Source organism: Sphingomonas sp. (genome assembly GCF_965227385.1).
GTDB lineage: Bacteria > Pseudomonadota > Alphaproteobacteria > Sphingomonadales > Sphingomonadaceae > Sphingomonas.
This window is the reverse complement of sequence record NZ_OZ245750.1, coordinates 491,221-510,856: the sequence shown is the minus strand read 5'-3', so window position 1 is coordinate 510,856 and position 19,636 is coordinate 491,221. Positions and strand designations below refer to the sequence as shown.

Here is a 19,636-nt window from a genome sequence, read left to right as displayed (position 1 = left end):
GTGTCAGCCTTCGCGCAACCCGATCCCAATCGACACCCGCGCCTGTTCCGATTCGGACGATACTACCGGATAGGCGCAATAGTCGGCGGCGTAGAAGGCGCTGGGCCGATGGTTGCCCGACCAGCCGATGCCGCCGAACGGCGCCGACGAACTGGCGCCATTGGTCGGCTTGTTCCAGTTGACGATGCCCGCGCGGATATTCGCCCAGAACTGGTCGTACAGTTGGGGATTCTGGCTCACCAGGCTCGCCGACAGGCCATAGCGGGTGTTGTTCGCCTCGGCGATCGCCTCTTCGAACGTCTTGACCCGGATGACCTGCAGGATCGGGCCGAACAGCTCGACATCGGGCTTTTCGCGCGCATCGGTCATGTCGATCATCGCCGGGGTGACGAAGGGCCGGCCCTCGATCGGCCGCTCCATATGCCGCAGCGGCTTGCCGCCCAGGAAGGTCAGCTCGAGGAAGCTTTCGGTCAGCAAATCGGCGGTGTCGTTGTCGATCACCGGTCCCATGAACGGCGCCGGGTCGGCATGCGGCTCGCCGATGATCAGCCGCCCGATCAACCGGTTGACCTCGCCCACCAGCGGGTCGAACAATTTCTCGTCGACGATCAGTCGGCGCGCGGCGGTGCAGCGCTGCCCCGCGCTGGTGAACGCCGACTGCACCACCAGCACCGCGGCGGAATAGATGTCGGGCGTGTCCCACACCAGAATCGGGTTGTTGCCGCCCATCTCCAGCGCCAGGATCTTCTCGGGCTTCGACGCGAATGCGCGGTTGAGCGCGATGCCGGTGCGGGCAGAGCCGGTGAACAACAGCCCGTCGATCCCGTCATGGCCGGCCAGCGCCTTGCCCTCGTCCGGCCCGCCGATCAGCAGGCGGATGCACCCCTCGGGCACCCCGGCCGCATGGAAGCATTCGACCAGGAACGAGCCGGTCGCGGGGGTCTTTTCCGATGGTTTGAACACCACCGCATTGCCCGCCAGCAGCGCCGGGACGATATGGCCATTGGGCAGATGCGCCGGGAAATTGTACGGCCCCAGCACCGCCAGCACGCCGTGCGGCTTGTGCCGCAGCGCGAGGCGCGTGTTCATCGCCGCATCGATCCGCCGCTGTCCGGTGCGCTCGGAAAAGGCGGCGATCGAGATATCGACCTTGGCGATCACCGTTTCGACCTCGGTCCGCGCTTCCCAGAGCGGCTTGCCGGTCTCGCGCGCGATCAGGTCGGTAAAGGCATCGCTCTTCTGCCGCACAACATTGGCGAAGCGGCGCAGCGCCTCGATCCGAAAGGCAAGCGGACGCGCGGCCCATTCGGCCCAGCTCGCGCGGGCCTTGGCAACCTCTCCGTCGACGTCGCCGATCTTGTGCCGCCACAGGACGGCGCCGGTGGCGGGTTCGGTCGAAATGATTTCCGTGGCGGGCATTCGGTCTTTCTATGTGCTTGTGGCCCTGACTATGGGCTGTTCTCTAGCAGCTATTGGACGCGTTGCCACCTCACCAGTATCGCCCGCCCGCGTCGAGCGCTTCGCCCATCTGTCGGATCGCCGCGACCTTTGCGTGGAACGGTCGCCAATCGTCGTCGCGGTCTATTGCGGCCCAGATCGTCTCGACCTCGTCGATCAGCATCGAACAGGGCTCGCCGCCCGCGAAATAGGGGTGCGAGCGGCCCTGCGGGATCGGCTCATATTCGGCCAGAACGCCACGCACCGCGTCCCATTCCGCGCCATAGCTGTCGGGCAGCGTGCCGCCATAGGCATCGAAGAAGAACCGGTCGATGCCATGCCCGGTTGCCATCAGCGCGCGCTCGACCGCCTCCTTGAGCCGCCAGCCCAGCTCGGTATCGCTCTTGCGGTCGCGCGTCAGCACGCCCAGCCGCCGCTGCAACGGGTCCTGATAGAATAGCCGGTAATAGGTCTCGAACTCCTCCAGCTTGGCAATCAGCGGCGGCGCCTCGCTGATCACCCGCAGCGACACCGCCAACTGCGCGACATTCCACAGGATCGCGTCGGGCTGGCGGCCGAAGGCATAGAGCCCGGCATGGTCGAAATAGGCGGCGGTGAAGCCGGGGTCGAATGTCGGCGCGAACCGCCACGGACCATAGTCGAAACTCTCGCCCATCACGTTGATATTATCGGTGTTGAGCACGCCATGCACGAACCCGGCGACCATATAGCTCGCGGCGAGGCTCGCGACGCGCGCGACCACCAGCCCGAAGAATTGCGCAACCGGGTCTTCATCCTTCTCGACGCCGATCATCTCGTCGAGACACCAGTCGACCAGCCGCCGCATATTCTCGGTATCGCCGTGATAGGCGAGACGCTGGAAGGTGCCGATGCGGATCTGCCCCAGGCTCATCCGCACCAGCACGGCGGAGCGGGTGGGGGAGGGCTCGTCGTTGCGCTCCAGCGCCTCGCCGGTCTCGATCAATGAGAAGCTGCGGGAGGTGCGCACGCCCAGCGCTTCGAGCATCTCGGTCGCCAGCAACTCGCGCACGCCGCCCTTCAGCGTGAGCCGCCCGTCGCCGAACCGGCTCCACGGCGTCTGCCCTGAACCCTTGGTGCCCAGCTCCATCAGGTCGAACCGGTCATGGCTGCGCATCTGGGCAAAGGTGAAGCCGCGCCCGTCGCCCAGATCGGGGTTGTACACGCGGAACTGATGGCCGTGATAGCGCATCGCCAGCGGCTGGGGCAGGTTGCCCGGCAACGGCGCGAACCGCCCGAAATGCGCGATCCATTGCTCGTCGGTGAGCGGGTCCAGCCCGACCTCTGCCGCCGCACGATCGTTACGGAATCGCAGGATGGTCTGCGGAAAGTCCGCCGCCGCGACGGGATCGTAGAACGCATCGCCCAGCTTCAGCACCGCCGGATCGGGCGTGTACCAGCGCAAAGGGGGTTGGTCGGGCAATTCGGGCGCTTGCGGGAAATCGGCCATGCGGCGATATGGGGGGCGATGGCGACCGCGCGCAACCTGCCCCGTTATACCGATGGCTATTGGTGGTCCGGCGACGGCCTGCGCCTGCATTATCGCGACTATTCGGGTCGTGCGGACCGTCCGCCGCTGCTCTGCATCCCCGGGCTGACCCGCAACGCGCGCGACTATGAAAAGCTGGCCGAGCGGCTGTCGGGCGAATGGCGCGTGATTGCGGTCGAACTGCGCGGGCGCGGCGAGAGCGGCTATGCCAAGGATCCGATGAGCTATGTCCCGCTCACCTATCTCCAGGATCTTGAGGCGCTGGTCACGGAGCTGAAGCTCGACCGCTTCGTCGCGGTCGGCACGTCGCTGGGCGGCATCCTGACGATGCTGATGGCCTCGACCCATCCCGAACGGATTGCCGGCGCGGTGCTTAACGATGTCGGGCCCGAGATCGATCCCGCAGGGTTGGGGCGCATCCGCGGCTATGTCGGCAAATCGACCTGGCACCCCACCTGGATGCACGCCGCCCGCGCAGTGGCGGAGGCGAACGCGCATGTTTACCCCAATTGGGGCACCACCGAATGGCTCGACATGGCCAAGCGCACGCACCGCCTGACCAGCGCGGGCCGGATCGTGCTCGACTATGACATGAAGATCGCCGAACCATTCCGCGTCCCCGGCAACGAAGCCGGCCCCGACATGTGGCGCGCGTTTGACGGGCTGGCGGACAAACCGCTGCTGATCGTGCGCGGCGGGACATCGGATATCCTCCCCGCTGCAGTCGCGGAGCGGATGCATCGCGCGGTCGCAGGGAGCGAACTGGTCACGGTGCCCGACACCGGCCACACCCCCACGCTGGACGAACCCGAAGCGGAAGCCGCAATCGACCGGCTGCTGGCGCGGGTCGCTTAACCAACTCAATCCGCTTCTGCTTCTTAGCCCTCTCCCGCTCGCGGGAGAGGGCTAAGAAGCGCGCGTAACTATCCGCCCCTCCAATCCCCTTCCAATGTTGGATTTATTCTGATCTACCCTTGGGGTGGACACGATCCGACTCCCCCTCCCGCAAATCACCTCGCCTGACACGGTCGCGCACCCGCCGCTTGGCAGTCGCGCAGGTGTCGCGTCGCGGTCCCGCCCCAATTGTCATCTTGTCGCGCGCCCGTCGCGCAGCCGCCGCCCATCTGTCGCGCCCCAGTCCAAAACGGGTCGCCTCGCAGTCGCCTCGCAGTCGCTTCCGCCCGATACCCCCGCATTTACGTCAGCTTCGTCGGACACCCCGGTTGACACCGCCCGGGAAATCAGGACTGCAAGGCGCCGATGATGCTCAACATCCTGCACCTCCACTCCAGCTTCGACCTGGGCGGCAAGGAAGCCCGCGCCGTCCGCCTGATGAACGCATTCGGTGACCGGGCGAAGCATGTGATCGTCTCCGGGGTCGAGGGGGCTTATGGCGCCCGCGACGCGATCGCGAAGGGCGTTCGCTACGAAATCGCGCAGAATCCGCCGCCACTGACCGGCAAGCCCTCGGTCGCCCGGTACGAGGCGATTGCCAGGTTCATGGCGCGGTTCGACCTGGTCCTCACCTATAATTGGGGCGCGATCGACGGGGTGATGGCGCGGCGCGTCTTCGGCAAGAACATGCCGCCGGTGATCCACCATGAGGACGGCTTCAACTCCGACGAGGCGTTCCGCCTCAACCGCGTCCGCAACATGTATCGCCGCATCGCGCTCACCGCGGCGCATGGCCTGGTCGTACCGTCGCACGCGCTGGAGAGTATCGCCTATCATGTGTGGAAGCAGCCCCGGGCGCGCATCCACCGCATCTCCAACGGCATCGACGTCGCCGCTTATGGCCGCAAGCCCGATCCCAAGGCGATTCCCGGCTTCAAGCGCCTGCCCGGCCATGTCGTGGTCGGCACGCTGGCCGGGCTGCGGCCGGTCAAGGATATTCCGATGCTGGTCCGCGCGGTCGGCGGCATGAGGACCAAGGCGCAACTGGTGATCGTCGGCGAAGGCCCCGACCGCGAGGCGATCGAGGATACGATTGCGAATATGGGTATGGAGAAACAGGTGCTGCTCGCCGGCTTCCTACCCGATCCGCATAAGTACATGGGTCTGTTCGACATTTTCGCGCTTTCATCGAAGAGCGAGCAACAGCCGATCGCGGTGATGGAGGCGATGGCGGCGGGCCTTCCGATCGCCTCGACCCCGGTCGGCGACGTCGCCAAGATGGTTCACCCCGACAATGTCGCGACGATCAGCAAGGACTGGAATCCGGTCCATCTGCGCGACCGCATCGAGGTGCTCGCCGCCCATCCCGACGCGCGGCGGACGGTGGGCAAGGCGAACCAGCAACGCGCCCGTGCGTTGTTCGACGAAGAGACGATGATCGCGTCCTATGCAAAGCTCTATTCAGAAGCGGTAGGTCGCCCGGGTGCGCTGGGGTGATTCCCCTCGCCAAAATCAAGGATCGCGGCTAGGGTCGCGCGAAATTTTCCGGAGGAAGTCTTGTTCAAGGGTTTGAAGCCGATCGTCTATAACGGCCAGGAAGTCTGGCCGCTGGTAGAGGGCGGTAAGGGCGTCGCGGCGACCAATCACGCTTCGGCGGGGGCCTGGGCCGCAGCAGGCGGCATCGGCACGGTCAGCGCGGTCAACGCCGACAGCTATGACGCCGATGGCAAGATCATCCCCCAGATCTACAAGGCGCTGACCCGTCGCGAACGCCATGAAGAGCTGATCGCCTATGCGATCGAAGGCGCGGTCCAGCAGGTCAAGCGCGCGTTCGAAATCTCGGGCGGCAAGGGCGCGATCAATATCAACGTTCTGTGGGAAATGGGCGGCGCCCAGCGCATCCTGCACGGCGTGCTGGAACGGACCCGCGGCATGGTCGCCGGCGTCACCTGCGGCGCGGGCATGCCCTACAAGCTGTCGGAGATCACCGCCTCCTACGGCGTCAACTATCTGCCCATCGTCAGCTCCGGCCGCGCCTTCCGCGCCCTGTGGAAGCGCGCCTATTCCAAGGCGAGCGAGTGGCTGGCGGCGGTGGTCTATGAAGATCCCTGGCTCGCCGGCGGACATAACGGCCTGTCCAACGCCGAAGACCCGCGCGCGCCGCAGGACCCCTATCCGCGCGTCAAGGAACTGCGCGACGTGATGCGTGAAGGCGGCATTTCGGACGATGTGCCGATCGTGATGGCTGGCGGCGTCTGGTATCTGCGCGACTGGTCCGACTGGATCGACAATCCCGAGCTGGGCACCATCGCCTTCCAGTTCGGCACCCGTCCGCTGCTGACTCAGGAATCGCCGATTCCCGCCGAGTGGAAGGCAAAGCTGATGGAGATCGAGGAGGGCGACGTCCTGCTCCACCGCTTCTCGCCGACCGGCTTCTATTCCTCGGCGGTTCGCAACCCGTTCCTGCGCAATCTCGAGGCGCGTTCGGAACGCCAGATCCCCTATTCGACCGAGCAGGCGGGCGACCACACCTTCCAGCTCGACGCCGGGGTGAAGGGCCGCAATTTCTGGGTCACCCGTAACGATCTGCTGCGCGCGCGCGAATGGGTTGGCCTTGGCTTTACCGATGCGCTCAAGACGCCGGACAACACGCTGATCTTCGTCGATCCGGTCGAAAAGCAGCTGATCCGCAAGGATCAGGCCGACTGCATGGGCTGCCTCAGCCAGTGCAGCTTCTCGAGCTGGGCGGATAGCGAGACCAACTCGACCGGCCGCCTTGCCGACCCGCGCAGCTTCTGCATCCAGAAGACGCTGCAGGACATCGCCCATGGCGGCCCGACCGACCAGAACCTGATGTTCGCCGGCCACGCCGCCTATAATTTCAAGCGCGACCCCTTCTACTCCAACGGCTTCGTGCCAACGGTGAAGCAGCTGGTCGATCGCATCCTGACGGGGGACTGACGGGCCGGGGCTGGGCTCTTGGCTTTGCCGCATTCAAGGATCGCTTGTTCGCACCGGCGGCAGCGCTTCCTATAATTCCGGTATGAAGCGCGCCCTGATCGTCCGTCACGTCCCGTTCGAAGGCATCGCCGGGTTCCGCGAACCTATCGAGGCCGCGGGCTATGAACTCGCACGGATCGACGTATCCGATCCCGAATTTTCGCGGACTAACTTCAACACCCCCGATCTGCTGATCCTGATGGGCGGACCGATGGGGGTGTATGAGCGCGAGGAGCATCCGTGGATCGACTGCGAGATCGACCGGCTGGCCAGCCGTGTCTCGCTGGGGTTGCCGACATTGGGGGTCTGTCTCGGCGCACAGATGATCGCCGCGGCGATGGAGGCGAACGTCCATGCCGGGCCGGTCAAGGAAGTCGGCTTCGCTCCGGTAAAACTGCACGATATTTCCGATTCGCCGCTACGCCACGTCGCCGATGTGCCGATGCTGCACTGGCATGGCGACACGTTTGCGCTGCCGCAGGGCGCGGAACTGCTCGCCTCCACCGACGCCTATCACCATCAGGCGTTCCGCCGCGGCCCGGAGATCCTCGCGCTGCAATTTCACGCCGAAATGGGCCAGGATCCGCGCTTCGAACAGTGGCTGGACGGGTCGGACGACTATGTTGCAGAAGCTGGCTTGACCATCTCCGAACTGCGCGCCCAGCATGACCGCCACGGCCGCGACGCCGTGACGGCAGGGCGGGCAATGATCGCCGAGTGGCTGCGCGGACTCTAGCCGATCTGCCGCTTGATCGCCGTGTCGGTGGTCTTGCCATAAGGCGGCATCAGCCCGCCGAGCTTGGCGACGTTGAGCTTCGACTGTTTGAATACCGACTTGGCATGGCTGAAGGTGCGAAAGCCCGGCTCGCCATGGTAGGCGCCCATGCCCGACGGCCCGATCCCGCCGAACGGAAGCTCCTCCATCGAGACATGGAAGATCGTGTCGTCGAGGCTGACCCCGCCCGAGATCGTCCGGTCGAGCACGCGGCGGCGCTCGCCCTCATCCGTTCCGAAATAATAAAGCGCGAGCGGACGATCGCGCCGGTTCACCTCGGCAATCGCGCCGTCGATGCTGTCGTACTTTCGCACCGGCAGGATCGGGCCGAAAATCTCTTCCTGCATCACGATCATGTCGTCGGTCGGGTTGCGCACGATGTGCAGCGGGAGTTTGCGGCTGTTCGACGCGGCGAAATCCTCGTTCGCCGGGTTGACCGCGATCACCTCCGCGCCCTTTTCGCGCGCATCGGCAAGGGCAGCGGTCAGACGGGCATAGTGCCGGTCGTTGACGACCGAGGTATAGTCGGGGTTGGTCAGCAACGTCGGATACATCGCCGAAGCCGCCGCGACGATGCCGTCGACCGCAGCCGCCTCCTGTTCCGCCGCGACCATCAGATAGTCCGGCGCGATGCAGATCTGCCCGGCGTTGAGCATCTTGCCCAGCGCCACCCGCTCGGTCGCCTGCGCCAGATTGGCGGAGCGGCCGAGGATCGCGGGCGATTTGCCGCCCAGCTCCAGCGTCACCGGCGTCAGATTGTCCGCGGCGGCGTGGAGGATATGCCGGCCAACGCCCGTCGCGCCGGTGAACAGCAGATGGTCGAAGGGCAGGGACGCGAACGCCTTGCCGACATCCGGACCGCCGCTGATGAACGCCAGTTCGGTCGGGTCGAAATATCTGGGCGCCAGCTCTTCGAACAATGCGGCGGTGACCGGGGTGAATTCGCTCGTCTTGACCATCGCGCGGTTGCCGGCCGCGAATACGCCGGCGAGCGGGCTCATCACCAGATTGACCGGGAAATTCCACGGCGAGATGATCCCGACCACGCCCTTGGGCTGATACTCCACCCACGCCTTTGCGCCGAGCAGGCCTAGCGGGAACATCACCGGCTTCTTTTCGCGCCGCGCCCAACGGTCGAGCGATTTGCGCGCATGGTCGAGCGGGGACACCGATGCCGCGATATCGGTGATCATCGATTGCTGACGGCTGCGATGCCCGAAATCCTCGCTCAGCGCGTCGCAGAAGCGCGCGGCATTGTCGCGGATCATCGCGGCGGCGCGCTTCAACCGATCCTTGCGCACGTCCAGCCCGACCGGCAGTTCCGCCATGAACGCTGCCCGCTGGGCGTCCAGAATCTCGCGCATCGTCACACTCCAACCGAATAGAGCCACGCCGGGAATGCGGCGATGGCAAGCAATGTGCCGAGTGGAAGCCGACTCGTCATCCCGATTTCGCGTCCCGACAGCTTCATCGCCAATGCGACGGCAAGGCCAGTGACGCTCGCACCGAGCAAAACGGGCGCAAGCATCGATGCGCCCAGCCACAGGCCGATCGCCCCGAACAGCTTGGGATCGCCCCCGCCCAGTCCCTCGCGTTTGCGGACGTGGCGATAGGTGAAGGCGACCAGATAGAGCAGGCCGAACCCGATCAGCCCGCCCAGAATGCGGTCGATCCATCCGGGTTCGAAAAAGATGCCGTCCACTACGCCGGTTACTGCAAGCGCACCGGTCAGCACATTGGGCAGCCAGAAGGCGGCAAGGTCGAGCGCGGCCAGTGCCAGCAGCAACAAGCCGAATACCGCACCCGCCACGCCCTCCCATCCCGGGGCGACCAGCCCGGCAGCGGTCCCGATCGCCAGCCCCGCAACTTCGGTAGCCGGGTGGGCGGGGTGGATGCGCTGTCCGCACGCCCGGCACTGCCCGCGCTGCAGCACGAAGCTGACCAGCGGGATCAGTTCATGCGCTGCCAGTGCCTTGCCACATCCGTCGCATGCCGACCGCCCCTGCAACGCGCTCCGCCCCTGCGGCCAGCGGATGGCGACGGTGGCGATGAAACTGCCGAACACCGCACCAAGGATGCCAAGCAGGATCGGCCAGTAAAGGTCAGCCATCGACAGCCTTCTTGCGGATCAGATAGCGATAGACGCCGAAGATATTGATCCCGAACAGCACCGCGTTCTGCGACAACAGCGCTTCCTCGCCTTGGATGAGCGCCCCGCTGATCCACGCGATGCTCGACGCGACGAACAGCGCAAAGCCCCATCCGGTGACGCGGCGGCCATTGTCGAGGCTGACCATGAACGCGGCGATGATGCCGCTGATCGAGGCGAACCATTTGAGGATGTCGAGCAGTTCCATCGTCGCTCCCTTTTGCATTTGTGGGGGCGCAAGCCTAGATCGCCCGACAAGCAAACTCCCGGAGAGGCCAACATGTCCACCGATCCCGTCGTCATCGTTTCCTATGCCCGCACGCCGATGGGCAGCATGCAGGGCGCGCTGGCCGATGTGACCGCGACCGAACTGGGCGCGGCGGCGGTTGGCGCGGCGGTCGAGCGTGCGGGCCTGAAGGGTGAGGCGATCGAGCGCATCTATATGGGCTGTGTCCTGCCGGCCGGTCTTGGTCAGGCCCCCGCGCGCCAGGCGGCGATCCGCGCGGGTCTACCGCAGCATATCGAGGCGACGACGGTCAACAAGATGTGCGGATCGGGCATGCAGGCCGCGATCATGGCGTCGGACGCGCTCGTGGCGGGGTCAGCCGACCTGATCATCGCGGGTGGGCTGGAGAGCATGACCAACGCGCCGTATCTGTCGCTCAAGCACCGCAACGGCGCGCGGATCGGGCATGACCGGCTGTTCGATCACATGTTCCTCGACGGGCTGGAGGATGCCTATGAGCCCGGCCGCGCGATGGGCACCTATGCCGAGGAGATTGCGACCGAATATCAGTTCACGCGCGAGGCGCAGGACGACTATGCCATCGCCAGCCTGACCCGCGCTCAGGCAGCGCAGCGGTCCGGCGGGTTCGACCGCGAGATCGTGCCGGTCGAGGTCAAGACGCGCAAGGGCGTGGTCACCGTCGCGCTCGACGAACAGCCCGCCAAGGGCGATCCCGCCAAGATCCCGACGCTCAAGCCTGCCTTTGCCAAGGATGGCACGGTGACCGCCGCCAATGCCTCGTCCATCTCGGATGGCGCGGCGGCACTCGTGATGACCCGGGCGTCGGTGGCGGAGCGGCTGGGCCTGACCCCGGTCGCGCGGCTGGTGGCGCATGCGGGGCACGCCCATGCCCCGGCGCGTTTCACGACCGCGCCGGTGTTCGCCATGCAAAAGGCGCTGGCTAAGGCCGGCTGGGGCGTCGGCGATGTCGACCTGTTCGAGGTGAATGAGGCGTTCGCCGTGGTCGCGATGATCGCGATGCGCGACCTGTCGATCCCTCACGACGTGCTCAACATCAATGGCGGTGCGTGCGCGATGGGGCACCCGATCGGGGCGAGCGGCGCGCGGATCATGGCGACACTGATCGCCGCGCTGCAGAACAATGGTCAGAAGCGCGGGATGGCATCCTTGTGCATCGGCGGCGGCGAGGCGACTGCCGTGGCGCTGGAACTGATCGACTGACCGGTTCGCGACGCCGGCGGTTATCGAGCGGCGCGGCGTTCGCGCGCGGCGGATACCGTGCGCGCTCCGTCGAGCAGGGCGAGGGCGCTGGCCTGGTTGACCGGGCGGCCGAAGAAATAGCCCTGCCCCTCGGCGCAGCCGATTTCCTTCAGAATTGCGAGGACACCGTCGCTTTCGACCCCCTCGGCCACCACCGACAGGCCGAGGTTGAAGGCGAGGTGGATCATTGACACCGCCATGCGATGCGCCTCGACGTCATGTTCGATGCCGCTGATGAACGAGCGGTCGATCTTCACATTGTCGAACGGCAGGATGCGCAGGTGCTGGATCGACGAATAGCCGGTTCCGAAATCGTCGAGCGCGAGCAGCACGCCCTGATTCTTCAGGCTCTCGATAATCGATTTGGCATGGGCGGGTTCGGCGATCAGCGCGTTTTCGGTGATTTCCAGCTTCAGCCGCTGCGGGGGAAGCCCCGCCTTGGTCAGCACCCGAAGAATCTTTTCGCTGAGCCAACGATCCTTGAGCTGGGTCGGCGACACGTTGATCGACAGCGTCAGGTCCTGCCCCCATGCCGTCGCGTCGACGCAGGCCTGTTCGAGCAGGTTGAGCATCAACTCGCCGACCAGGCCGCATTCCTCGGCGATCGGGATGAATTCGCTGGGCCCGACATCGGTGCCATCGTCGCGCTTCCACCGCGCGAGCATCTCAAACCCGGTGACCGTCTCGGACTCAAGGTGCACGATCGGCTGATAATATGGCCGGAAAGCACCCTGTTCCAGATCCCGCCGAAACTCCTGTTCCAGCACCGAGCGGCGGACGATTTCCGCGTCCATTGCCCCTTCGAACATGCGAAATTGCGATCTTCCGCATGACTTGGCCTGATACAGCGCGATATCGGCGCGGCGCATCAACGTTTCGCTGTCCGTCGCATCGCGCGGATAAAGCGAAATGCCGATGCTGCCGCCGATATGATGGACGAGCCCGTCGATCCAGAACGGCGCGGCAAGCTTGGTCACGATCCGGTGCGCGGTGACTTCGGCAAGGTCGGAGTCGCCGCGGTCGAGGTCGAGCGTGATGGCGAATTCGTCACCGCCAAGCCGGTAGGCCGTCCCGGTTTCTTCCAGCGTGTCGGTCAGGCACTCGGCCACGCGTTGCAGCAGTTCGTCGCCTGCATGGTGGCCATGCACGTCGTTGACCGCCTTGAAATGGTCGAGATCGAGCACCAGCAGAGCGAGGGCACGTTGCGGGGCGAGGAAGCGCAGGCCGGCGAGATTCTCGCTGAGCGCGCGACGGTTCGGGAGCTCGGTCAGCACATCCTGATAGGCCAGCTGCTGCGCCCGGCGCTCCGCTGATTGCGCGCGCGCCTGCTCGACCAGCATTTCCGAGCGTGAATTGAGCATGTCGATATAGCCGTCGTGATAGCTCGACAGCATCTTGGCGATCAGTGCCGCGACAAGCACGAAGTTCACCCCGATGCCGAACAGATACCAATCATTGGACAGCAGCAGACGCGCGGTGACGGGCGCCGCGCCGAGCAGCAGGACCAGCCGTGCCGCCGCGGGAAGCGCCTGAAGACAGTAGCAACATCCGATCGCACCGACAAAGATATAGAGCGCGATCGCAAAAACTTGCTGCGCGGTCGCAAAATTCATCAACGCAAAGCCCCATCCGCCAAATGCGGTGCCGAGGACCGCGGCGACGATGACCGTACCGCGAAGATAGCGCCGGATGTCGGCGATGTCAGCGATTCCGCCAGGGCGCTTGAGCCAGATCAGCGCACGGCCCGCCGCCATGAGCGCCAGCAACATGGGCGCCCCGACGCTGAGCAGCAACGGCACCTCACGGAATGTCGCAGCCGCCAGGAACCCCGCGTCGACGATCATCAGCGCGTACATCAGCGGTATCTGCTTGCGCAGCGCACGATATTGCGCCGCCACCAACTCGCCAGAAGTGCCGATGGCCCACAATCCGTTCATCGCGCGAAGGAAAGTCATCCCGTGCCCGGCTCCGCCTCAATCGTCGCACAGGGCCGAGGGATGGCCGGATCCAAACACCCAGCCGATCTCAGGCCGCTGCAACTTCATATTCTAGCGGAACGTCGGGGTTTTCGGGCGGCGCAGACGGAAATCGTCCGCTCACGCGCAAACCGCGTCCGTGGCGCGCACCGATTTCAGATTTCGCTGGACCGAAATGCCTGCCGACAAGGTCGGCGCCTGTCGGTAAATTGGATGCCCCGTGTGGATTCGAACCACAATTAACGGAGTCAGAGTCCGTGGTCTTACCATTAGACGACAGGGCATCGCGCTTGGAGCGCGCGCATCTATGCGGGCTTGGCGTTCGGGTCAATAGGGTAACGTCACGGATGCGCCCGTGCGCCACTTGCCGGCCCCAAGTCCTTGCGCTAGCTTGCCTCCCAAGCACCGGCGGTCGAGTTCGGCCGTGACGGAAGAACATAAGTGAGTAGTTGCATGGGGGATGGCTCCGCCAGGATGCCGCGCCCGCCGGCGAAGAGACCGGCCCGCCCGGCCCCTGAACTTGCCCCGAATTCGGGGCGCGCGCGCTGGCCAGAGGCGCGCCATTACGCCGCGCTGGATCTGGGTACGAATAACTGTCGGCTGCTGATCGCGCGACCCACGGGCGGCGGCTTCACCGTGGTCGACGCCTTTTCGCGGATCGTGCGGCTGGGCGAAGGGCTGGCATCGAGCGGGCGGCTGTCGGATGCGGCGATCGATCGGACGATCGCGGCATTGCGTATCTGTGCCGAAAAGCTTCGCCGCCGCAACGTTGCACTGTCGCGGTCGGTGGCGACCGAAGCATGCCGACAGGCGACGAACGGGCCGGAATTCATCCAGCGCGTCTATCGCGAAACCGGGATCGTGCTCGACATCATCACCGCAGAGGAAGAAGCGCGGCTTGCCGTCCTGGGTTGCCATGCGCTTCTGGAACCGGGCGATGGTCCGGCGCTGGTGTTCGACATTGGCGGTGGGTCGACCGAGCTGGTGGTGGTCGACTCGACGGGAGAGCAGCCCCGCATCCTCGACTGGCATAGCGCGCCGTGGGGCGTCGTGTCGCTGACCGAGGCGCGCGGCATCGTGGGCGAGCAGGATGCCGGAACGCGCGCCGCCGCTTACGCCCGGATGCGCGCGGCGGTGGTGGAGGCATTTGCGCCCTTTGTCGCCCGTCTGACAAAGATCACCGGTACGCCGCGCCTGCTCGGCACGAGCGGTACCGTTACGACGTTGGCGAGCGTGCATCTTGGCCTGCCGTCCTATGACCGCAATGCCGTCGATGGGCTGATCGTGCCGGCCGCGTCGATGCGGGCGGTCAGCCGGCGCATTGCCGAACTCGACCTGAGCGGCCGGTCGGCGATTCCGTGCATCGGTGCCGAGCGGGCCGATCTGGTGGTTGCGGGCTGTGCGATATTGGAGACGATCATGGACATCTGGCCCGCCGAACGGCTTGGCATCGCCGACCGCGGCATTCGTGAAGGCATTTTGCGCCGGTTGATCGACGGGCGCACGCTGTGAGCCGCGGCGGGACACGGGGCCACACGCGCGTGCGCACCGGGCGCGGGCGCACCAGCCAGTCGATCCGCTGGCTCGAGCGTCAGCTCAACGACCCTTATGTCAAGCGCGCCAAGGCGGAGGGGTATCGCAGTCGGGCTGCGTATAAACTCCTCGAACTCGACGAGAAGTTCGACATGCTCAAGGGCGCGAAGCGCGTCGTCGATCTCGGCATCGCACCTGGTGGTTGGAGCCAGGTGGTGCGGCGCAAGATCCCGAAGGCTGCAGTCGTTGGGATCGACCTGTTGCCAGTCGATCCGATCGAGGGGGTCACGATCTTTCAGATGGATTTCATGGACGATGAGGCGCCCGAACGGCTGGTAGAAGCGCTGGGCGGCGCGCCGGACCTGGTCCTGTCGGACATGGCTGCAAACACGGTCGGTCATGCTCAGACCGATGCGCTGCGCACCATGGGACTGGTGGAAACCGCGCTCGATTTCGCAATCCGGAATCTAGCGCCGGGCGGAGCGTTCGTGTCCAAGGTTTTTGCCGGCGGCGCCGACAGTGCGCTGGTCGCGGAGATGAAGCGCAACTTCATCAGCGTCAAACACGCCAAGCCGCCGTCGAGCCGCAAGGGATCGGTCGAGTGGTTCGTCGTGGCGCAAGGGTTCAAGGGGCGGGCGGATAGCCCGGAGGAAGAGGTCTAGGGCACTTCCTCGCCCGGTTCGGTGCCCCAGATGCGGTTCTGTTCGACATAACCGCCGCGCCCGTGCACATCGAGCCAGCACCAGCCACGGCGGCATTTGCTGATCTTGCCGACGACGCCGGGGGCGGCCCGCCAGTTCACGCGCGCGCCAAAACGCGGCTCGTCGCGCATCTCCAGCACCGATCCGACGACGATCGCGGTGCGCGTGCTCGAAAGCAGTGACACCAGCATCCAGCCCTGCGTCCCGTCCGGGTCCTCGACCTTGCGCCAGTCGTTATACACTTCGATCACTTTGATCGGCAGGTCGGCGCGGACATACAGCCAGCTGGCGGGATAGTTACGCCCCGGGCCGGTGCGCATCCGCGCCTTGCTCGCCGCGATCGACGCGAAATAGGGCGGCTTGCGCTGCTGCGCCCAAGCGTCGCCGATCGCGCAAATCCCCAGTGCGACCGTGACCAGCGCGGCAAGAACCACCCGCAATTGCATTATTTCCCCCGCGAACACCTGTCGGCCCCATCTTAGGGGCGGACGGCTATCGGCATCAACCGTTGACTGGCGCGCGCCGTGAGGCCAAGCGAACCGGCATGGCACAACCGCGCGTCTCCCGCCCCCGTGTGGTCGTCACCCGCAAGCTCCCCGACGCGGTCGAGCAGCGGATGGTTGAGCTGTTCGATACCGTACTGCACCCTGTGGAGGAGGGGATCGACCGTGCCGCGCTGGTCGCGGCGGTGCAGCATTGCGATGTGCTGGTTCCCAGCGTCACCGACACGATAGATGCCGAGCTGATCGCGGCAGCCGGCGAGCGGCTGAAGCTGATCGCCAATTTCGGCGCGGGGGTGAACCATATCGATCTGCGCGCGGCGCGGGCGCGCGGCATCGTCGTGACCAATACGCCCGGTGTGCTGACCGAAGACACCGCCGACATGACCATGGCGCTAATCCTGACCGTACCGCGTCGGCTGGCCGAGGGCGAGAAGTTGGTCCGGTCGGGCCAGTGGAAAGGCTGGTCGCCCGGTGGAATGCTGGGCCATCGGATCGGCGGAAAGAAGCTGGGCATTGTCGGAATGGGGCGGATCGGCCAGGCCGTCGCACGGCGCGCGCGGGCATTTGGCCTGTCGATCCACTATCATAATCGCCACCGCTTGCCCGAAGCGGTCGAGGTCGAGCTGAGCGCGACATTCCACGCCGATTTCGACGCGATGCTGGGCGAGATCGACATTCTGACGATCCACACGCCGCTGAATGACCAGAGCCGCGGCCTGATCGATGCGCGGCGGATCGGCCTGCTCGGGCAGCATGTCTATCTTATCAACGCTTCACGCGGCGGAATCGTCGATGAGGAAGCGCTGATCGATGCGCTGGAGGCGGGACGGCTTGCTGGCGCGGGACTGGACGTGTGGCAGTTCGAGCCGCAGATCGATCCGCGCCTGCTCGCCTTGCCCAATGTCGTGATGACGCCGCATATGGGCTCCGCTACGTTCGAAGGGCGACAGGCGACTGGCGAGAAGGTGGTCGCCAATATCCGTTTCTGGGCCGACGGCCATCGTCCGCCCGATCAGGTGCTGGAAGGATGGATGTGATGACGATGCCGCGCTTTCATCTGGCGATTCCGGTCGACGATCTGGAGGCGGGGCGTACCTTTTACGGCGACCTGCTCGGTTGTCCGCAGGGACGCGAGGATCCCGGTCACTGGATCGATTTCGACCTGCGCGGGCATCAGCTGGTGCTGCACAAGGGCGAGGGCGCCGGGGTACGGCTGCGCAACGCGGTCGATGGCGATGCGGTGCCGGTGCCGCATTTCGGGCTGGTGCTCGACTGGGACGAATGGCACGCGCTCGCCGATCGGGTGAAGGCGGCGGGGACGGAGTTCGTGATTCAACCGCATATCCGCTTCGTGGGGCAGCCGGGCGAGCAGGCGACGATGTTTTTCTTCGACCCCGCCGGCAATGCGCTGGAATTCAAGGCGTTCAAGGATATCGGGCAGCTGTTCGCGGTTTAGTCCGCGCCGTTCGCTTTCTTCGCCGCGCGCCGCTTCTTGAGCGTGCGGGCGATCAGGATGCTGCCGAGGATGAATCCGCCGGGTGCGAGCAGCACCGTCGCCGCGATGGCGGCGTTGCGGGCGGTGTTCGACTTGGGGGCTTCGTCAGACAGTGAAGCTCTCGCCGCAGCCGCAGGCGCCCTTGGCATTGGGGTTGTTGAATACGAAACCGGCGGTGAAATCATCCTCGACCCAATCCATCGTCGATCCGATCAGGTACAGCACCGATCCGCCATCGACGAACAGCGTGCCACCGGGCGTGTCGATCCGTTCGTCCATCGGGTTGGCGGCGGTGACGTAATCGACCGAATAGGCGAGGCCCGAGCAACCGCGGCGCGGGGTCGACAGCTTGACGCCGATCGCGCCGTCGGGTGCCTTCGCCATCAGATCGGCGATACGGGCTTCCGATGCCGGGGTCAGTAGAATCGCGGCGGGGCGGGCGCGGGTTTTGACTTCGCTCATCACAACATCCCCAGTTCGAGCCGGGCCTCGTCGCTCATCTTGGCCGGGTCCCAGGGCGGATCCCACACCAGGTTCACTTCGGCATGGCCCACGCCGGGCACCGCGCCGACGCGCAGTTCGACTTCGCCCGGCATCGATTCGGCGACCGGGCAGTGCGGCGTGGTGAGCGTCATCGTCACCACGGCATGCCCGGCATCGGTGACTTCGACGTTATAGATCAGGCCGAGGTCGTAGATGTTGACCGGGATTTCGGGGTCGTAAATGTCCTTCAAGGCGTCGATGATCGCGTCATAGGTCGCGCCGCCGGGTTCGCCATTGGGGACATCTGTGGGCTTTTGTGAAAGGAAGCCTTCGAGATAGTCGCGCTTGCGTTCGAATGTCTCCCGCGCATCTTCCACACGTGCGCGCGGCGGCGGCGCGACGGCGTCCACTTCCTCGACTTCGATCCTGCGTTCTTCGTTCATCCGAAGATCCTCGTCACTCGCTCGATTCCCTTGATCAGCGCAGCGATGTCGCCTGCGCTATTATAGACGCCGAAACTGGCGCGTGCGGTTGCCGGCAGCCCGAGGCTGTCCATCAGCGGCTGGGCGCAATGATGCCCGGCGCGGATTGCGACATTGCCTTCGTCCAAGATGGTGGCGACGTCGTGCGGATGCACCCCCTCCACGACGAAACTGACGATTCCGGCGCTGTCGTCAGGACCGAGCAGCCGGACGCTGTTGAGGCCGGACAGGGCGCCGCGCGCTTGGCGGACCAATGCGCTTTCATGCGCGTGGATGCGGTCGAGGCCGATACCGTCGACATAGTCGATCGCCGCGTGAAGGCCGGTCACGCCGATGATATGCGGCGTCCCCGCCTCGAACCGGCCCGGCGCAGGGGCGTAGGTCGTCTTCTCGAACGTCACCCGATCGATCATCGACCCGCCACCCTGCCAGGGCGGCATCGCGTCGAGCAGATCGTGGCGGCCCCACAGCACGCCGATGCCGGTCGGGCCGTAGAGCTTGTGGCCCGAAAAGACGTAGAAGTCGCAGCCGAGATTGGCGACGTCGACCGGCAGGCGCGGCACCGCCTGACAGCCGTCGATGAGGATTTTTGCGCCGACCGAGTGCGCCAGCTGCGTGGCGCGCTGCACGTCGAGGATCGAGCCCATGACGTTGGAGACATGCGCGAGCGCGACCAGTCTGTGCCGGTCGGTCAGCATCGCCGCCATCGCGTCGAGGTCGATGCGGTGGTCGTGCGTCAACGGCACCACGTCGATGACCGCGCCGGTACGCTCCGCCGCCATCTGCCACGGCACGATATTGCTGTGATGCTCAAGCTGGCTGAGCAGGATGCGGTCGCCGGACTGGAGGTTCGGGATCGCCCAGCTTTGCGCGACGAGGTTGATCCCCTCGGTCGCGCCGCGCACGAAAACCACTTCCTCCTCGCGGCCGCCGATGAAGGTCGCAACGCGGCGGCGTGCGGCTTCATAAGCGAGCGTCATGTCGGCCGACCGCTGGTACACACCGCGATGGACGGTGGCATAGTCTTGGCGGTAGCCGCGCGTGATCGCGTCGATCACCGCCTGCGGCTTTTGCGAGGTCGCGGCGGTGTCGAGATACGCCCAGCCCGCCGGGATCGCCGGGAAATCGGCGAGGACGTCGAGCGGGCGCATCTCCCCTCCCGCTTGCGGGAGG

General features: G+C 65.6%; 19 protein-coding genes and 1 tRNA gene. 9 read left to right on the top strand and 11 right to left on the bottom strand.

The window, feature by feature from the left end:
* Nucleotides 1-3 precede the first annotated feature (3 nt).
* Complete coding sequence (gene astD / locus ACO05N_RS02385; protein ID WP_422055606.1) at nucleotides 4-1,419, bottom strand: succinylglutamate-semialdehyde dehydrogenase; 1,416 nt, start codon at nucleotides 1,417-1,419, stop codon at nucleotides 4-6.
* A 70-nt stretch (nucleotides 1,420-1,489) separates the two neighbouring features.
* Entirely contained in the window at nucleotides 1,490-2,926 is a 1,437-nt protein-coding gene (locus ACO05N_RS02380; protein WP_422055605.1) for a protein adenylyltransferase SelO family protein, read from the bottom strand.
* An 18-nt stretch (nucleotides 2,927-2,944) separates the two neighbouring features.
* Here ACO05N_RS02380 and ACO05N_RS02375 point away from each other — a divergent pair, with 18 nt between their 5' ends.
* The 4 genes from ACO05N_RS02375 (at nucleotide 2,945) to ACO05N_RS02360 (ending at nucleotide 7,595) form a co-directional block, all read left to right on the top strand.
* The gene (locus ACO05N_RS02375) at nucleotides 2,945-3,820 is read left to right on the top strand and encodes an alpha/beta fold hydrolase (RefSeq protein ID WP_422055604.1); all 876 of its coding nucleotides are present in this window, start codon (nucleotides 2,945-2,947) and stop codon (nucleotides 3,818-3,820) included.
* 405 nt (nucleotides 3,821-4,225) lie between these two features.
* Nucleotides 4,226-5,356 (top strand): glycosyltransferase, encoded by a 1,131-nt coding sequence (locus tag ACO05N_RS02370; RefSeq protein WP_422055603.1) that lies wholly within the window; start codon nucleotides 4,226-4,228, stop codon nucleotides 5,354-5,356.
* 60 nt (nucleotides 5,357-5,416) lie between these two features.
* A complete protein-coding gene (locus tag ACO05N_RS02365; protein WP_422055602.1) occupies nucleotides 5,417-6,820 on the top strand; it encodes an NAD(P)H-dependent flavin oxidoreductase in 1,404 nt (467 codons plus the stop codon).
* Between the two features lie 82 nt (nucleotides 6,821-6,902).
* On the top strand, nucleotides 6,903-7,595 hold the full coding sequence (locus ACO05N_RS02360) for a glutamine amidotransferase (protein ID WP_422055601.1): 693 nt from the start codon (nucleotides 6,903-6,905) through the stop codon (nucleotides 7,593-7,595).
* Here ACO05N_RS02360 and ACO05N_RS02355 read toward each other — a convergent pair.
* The 3 genes from ACO05N_RS02355 to ACO05N_RS02345 are packed head-to-tail and all read right to left on the bottom strand — an operon-like array spanning nucleotide 7,592 to nucleotide 10,009.
* Nucleotides 7,592-8,998, bottom strand: coding sequence for a coniferyl aldehyde dehydrogenase (locus tag ACO05N_RS02355; RefSeq protein WP_422055600.1), 1,407 nt, complete (start codon nucleotides 8,996-8,998; stop codon nucleotides 7,592-7,594). The genes ACO05N_RS02360 and ACO05N_RS02355 overlap by 4 nt on opposite strands.
* 2 nt (nucleotides 8,999-9,000) lie before the next feature.
* Nucleotides 9,001-9,744 (bottom strand): prepilin peptidase, encoded by a 744-nt coding sequence (locus ACO05N_RS02350; protein WP_422055599.1) that lies wholly within the window; start codon nucleotides 9,742-9,744, stop codon nucleotides 9,001-9,003.
* Complete coding sequence (locus ACO05N_RS02345; RefSeq protein ID WP_422055598.1) at nucleotides 9,737-10,009, bottom strand: hypothetical protein; 273 nt, start codon at nucleotides 10,007-10,009, stop codon at nucleotides 9,737-9,739. Before ACO05N_RS02345 ends, ACO05N_RS02350 begins: the two co-directional genes overlap by 8 nt.
* A 54-nt stretch (nucleotides 10,010-10,063) precedes the next feature.
* Between ACO05N_RS02345 and ACO05N_RS02340 the strand changes: the two genes are divergently transcribed.
* The gene (locus ACO05N_RS02340) at nucleotides 10,064-11,251 is read left to right on the top strand and encodes an acetyl-CoA C-acyltransferase (RefSeq protein ID WP_422055597.1); all 1,188 of its coding nucleotides are present in this window, start codon (nucleotides 10,064-10,066) and stop codon (nucleotides 11,249-11,251) included.
* A gap of 20 nt (nucleotides 11,252-11,271) precedes the next feature.
* Here the strand turns inward: ACO05N_RS02340 and ACO05N_RS02335 are convergent, their stop codons facing one another.
* Both ACO05N_RS02335 and ACO05N_RS02330 read right to left on the bottom strand, forming a co-directional pair.
* The gene (locus tag ACO05N_RS02335; RefSeq protein ID WP_422055596.1) at nucleotides 11,272-13,227 is read right to left on the bottom strand and encodes a putative bifunctional diguanylate cyclase/phosphodiesterase; all 1,956 of its coding nucleotides are present in this window, start codon (nucleotides 13,225-13,227) and stop codon (nucleotides 11,272-11,274) included.
* Nucleotides 13,228-13,476: 249 nt separating this feature from the next.
* Nucleotides 13,477-13,550: transfer RNA gene (locus ACO05N_RS02330), tRNA-Gln, on the bottom strand.
* 190 nt (nucleotides 13,551-13,740) lie between these two features.
* Here ACO05N_RS02330 and ACO05N_RS02325 point away from each other — a divergent pair.
* On the top strand, nucleotides 13,741-14,778 hold the full coding sequence (locus ACO05N_RS02325) for a Ppx/GppA phosphatase family protein (protein ID WP_422055595.1): 1,038 nt from the start codon (nucleotides 13,741-13,743) through the stop codon (nucleotides 14,776-14,778).
* On the top strand, nucleotides 14,775-15,461 hold the full coding sequence (locus ACO05N_RS02320; RefSeq protein ID WP_422055594.1) for an RlmE family RNA methyltransferase: 687 nt from the start codon (nucleotides 14,775-14,777) through the stop codon (nucleotides 15,459-15,461). The genes ACO05N_RS02325 and ACO05N_RS02320 overlap by 4 nt, the downstream gene beginning before the upstream one ends.
* Here ACO05N_RS02320 and ACO05N_RS02315 read toward each other — a convergent pair.
* Nucleotides 15,458-15,946, bottom strand: coding sequence for an SH3 domain-containing protein (locus tag ACO05N_RS02315; protein ID WP_422055593.1), 489 nt, complete (start codon nucleotides 15,944-15,946; stop codon nucleotides 15,458-15,460). The two genes, ACO05N_RS02320 and ACO05N_RS02315, sit on opposite strands and share 4 nt — an antisense overlap.
* A gap of 98 nt (nucleotides 15,947-16,044) precedes the next feature.
* Here ACO05N_RS02315 and ACO05N_RS02310 point away from each other — a divergent pair, with 98 nt between their 5' ends.
* Together ACO05N_RS02310 and ACO05N_RS02305 are read left to right on the top strand one after the other, a co-directional pair.
* Entirely contained in the window at nucleotides 16,045-17,040 is a 996-nt protein-coding gene (locus ACO05N_RS02310) for a 2-hydroxyacid dehydrogenase (RefSeq protein ID WP_422055592.1), read from the top strand.
* Entirely contained in the window at nucleotides 17,040-17,459 is a 420-nt protein-coding gene (locus tag ACO05N_RS02305) for a VOC family protein (RefSeq protein ID WP_422055591.1), read from the top strand. The genes ACO05N_RS02310 and ACO05N_RS02305 overlap by 1 nt, the downstream gene beginning before the upstream one ends.
* Before the next feature lie 144 nt (nucleotides 17,460-17,603).
* Here ACO05N_RS02305 and ACO05N_RS02300 read toward each other — a convergent pair whose 3' ends face one another.
* Genes ACO05N_RS02300 through ACO05N_RS02290 form a run of 3 tightly spaced genes read right to left on the bottom strand, consistent with a single transcriptional unit; the run spans nucleotide 17,604 to nucleotide 19,614 of the window.
* Nucleotides 17,604-17,960 (bottom strand): HesB/IscA family protein, encoded by a 357-nt coding sequence (locus ACO05N_RS02300; protein WP_422055590.1) that lies wholly within the window; start codon nucleotides 17,958-17,960, stop codon nucleotides 17,604-17,606.
* Nucleotides 17,960-18,424, bottom strand: a complete 465-nt coding sequence (locus ACO05N_RS02295; RefSeq protein WP_422055589.1) for an SUF system Fe-S cluster assembly protein — start codon at nucleotides 18,422-18,424, stop codon at nucleotides 17,960-17,962. Before ACO05N_RS02295 ends, ACO05N_RS02300 begins: the two co-directional genes overlap by 1 nt.
* Nucleotides 18,421-19,614, bottom strand: a complete 1,194-nt coding sequence (locus ACO05N_RS02290; protein WP_422055588.1) for a cysteine desulfurase — start codon at nucleotides 19,612-19,614, stop codon at nucleotides 18,421-18,423. Before ACO05N_RS02290 ends, ACO05N_RS02295 begins: the two co-directional genes overlap by 4 nt.
* Nucleotides 19,615-19,636 lie beyond the last annotated feature (22 nt).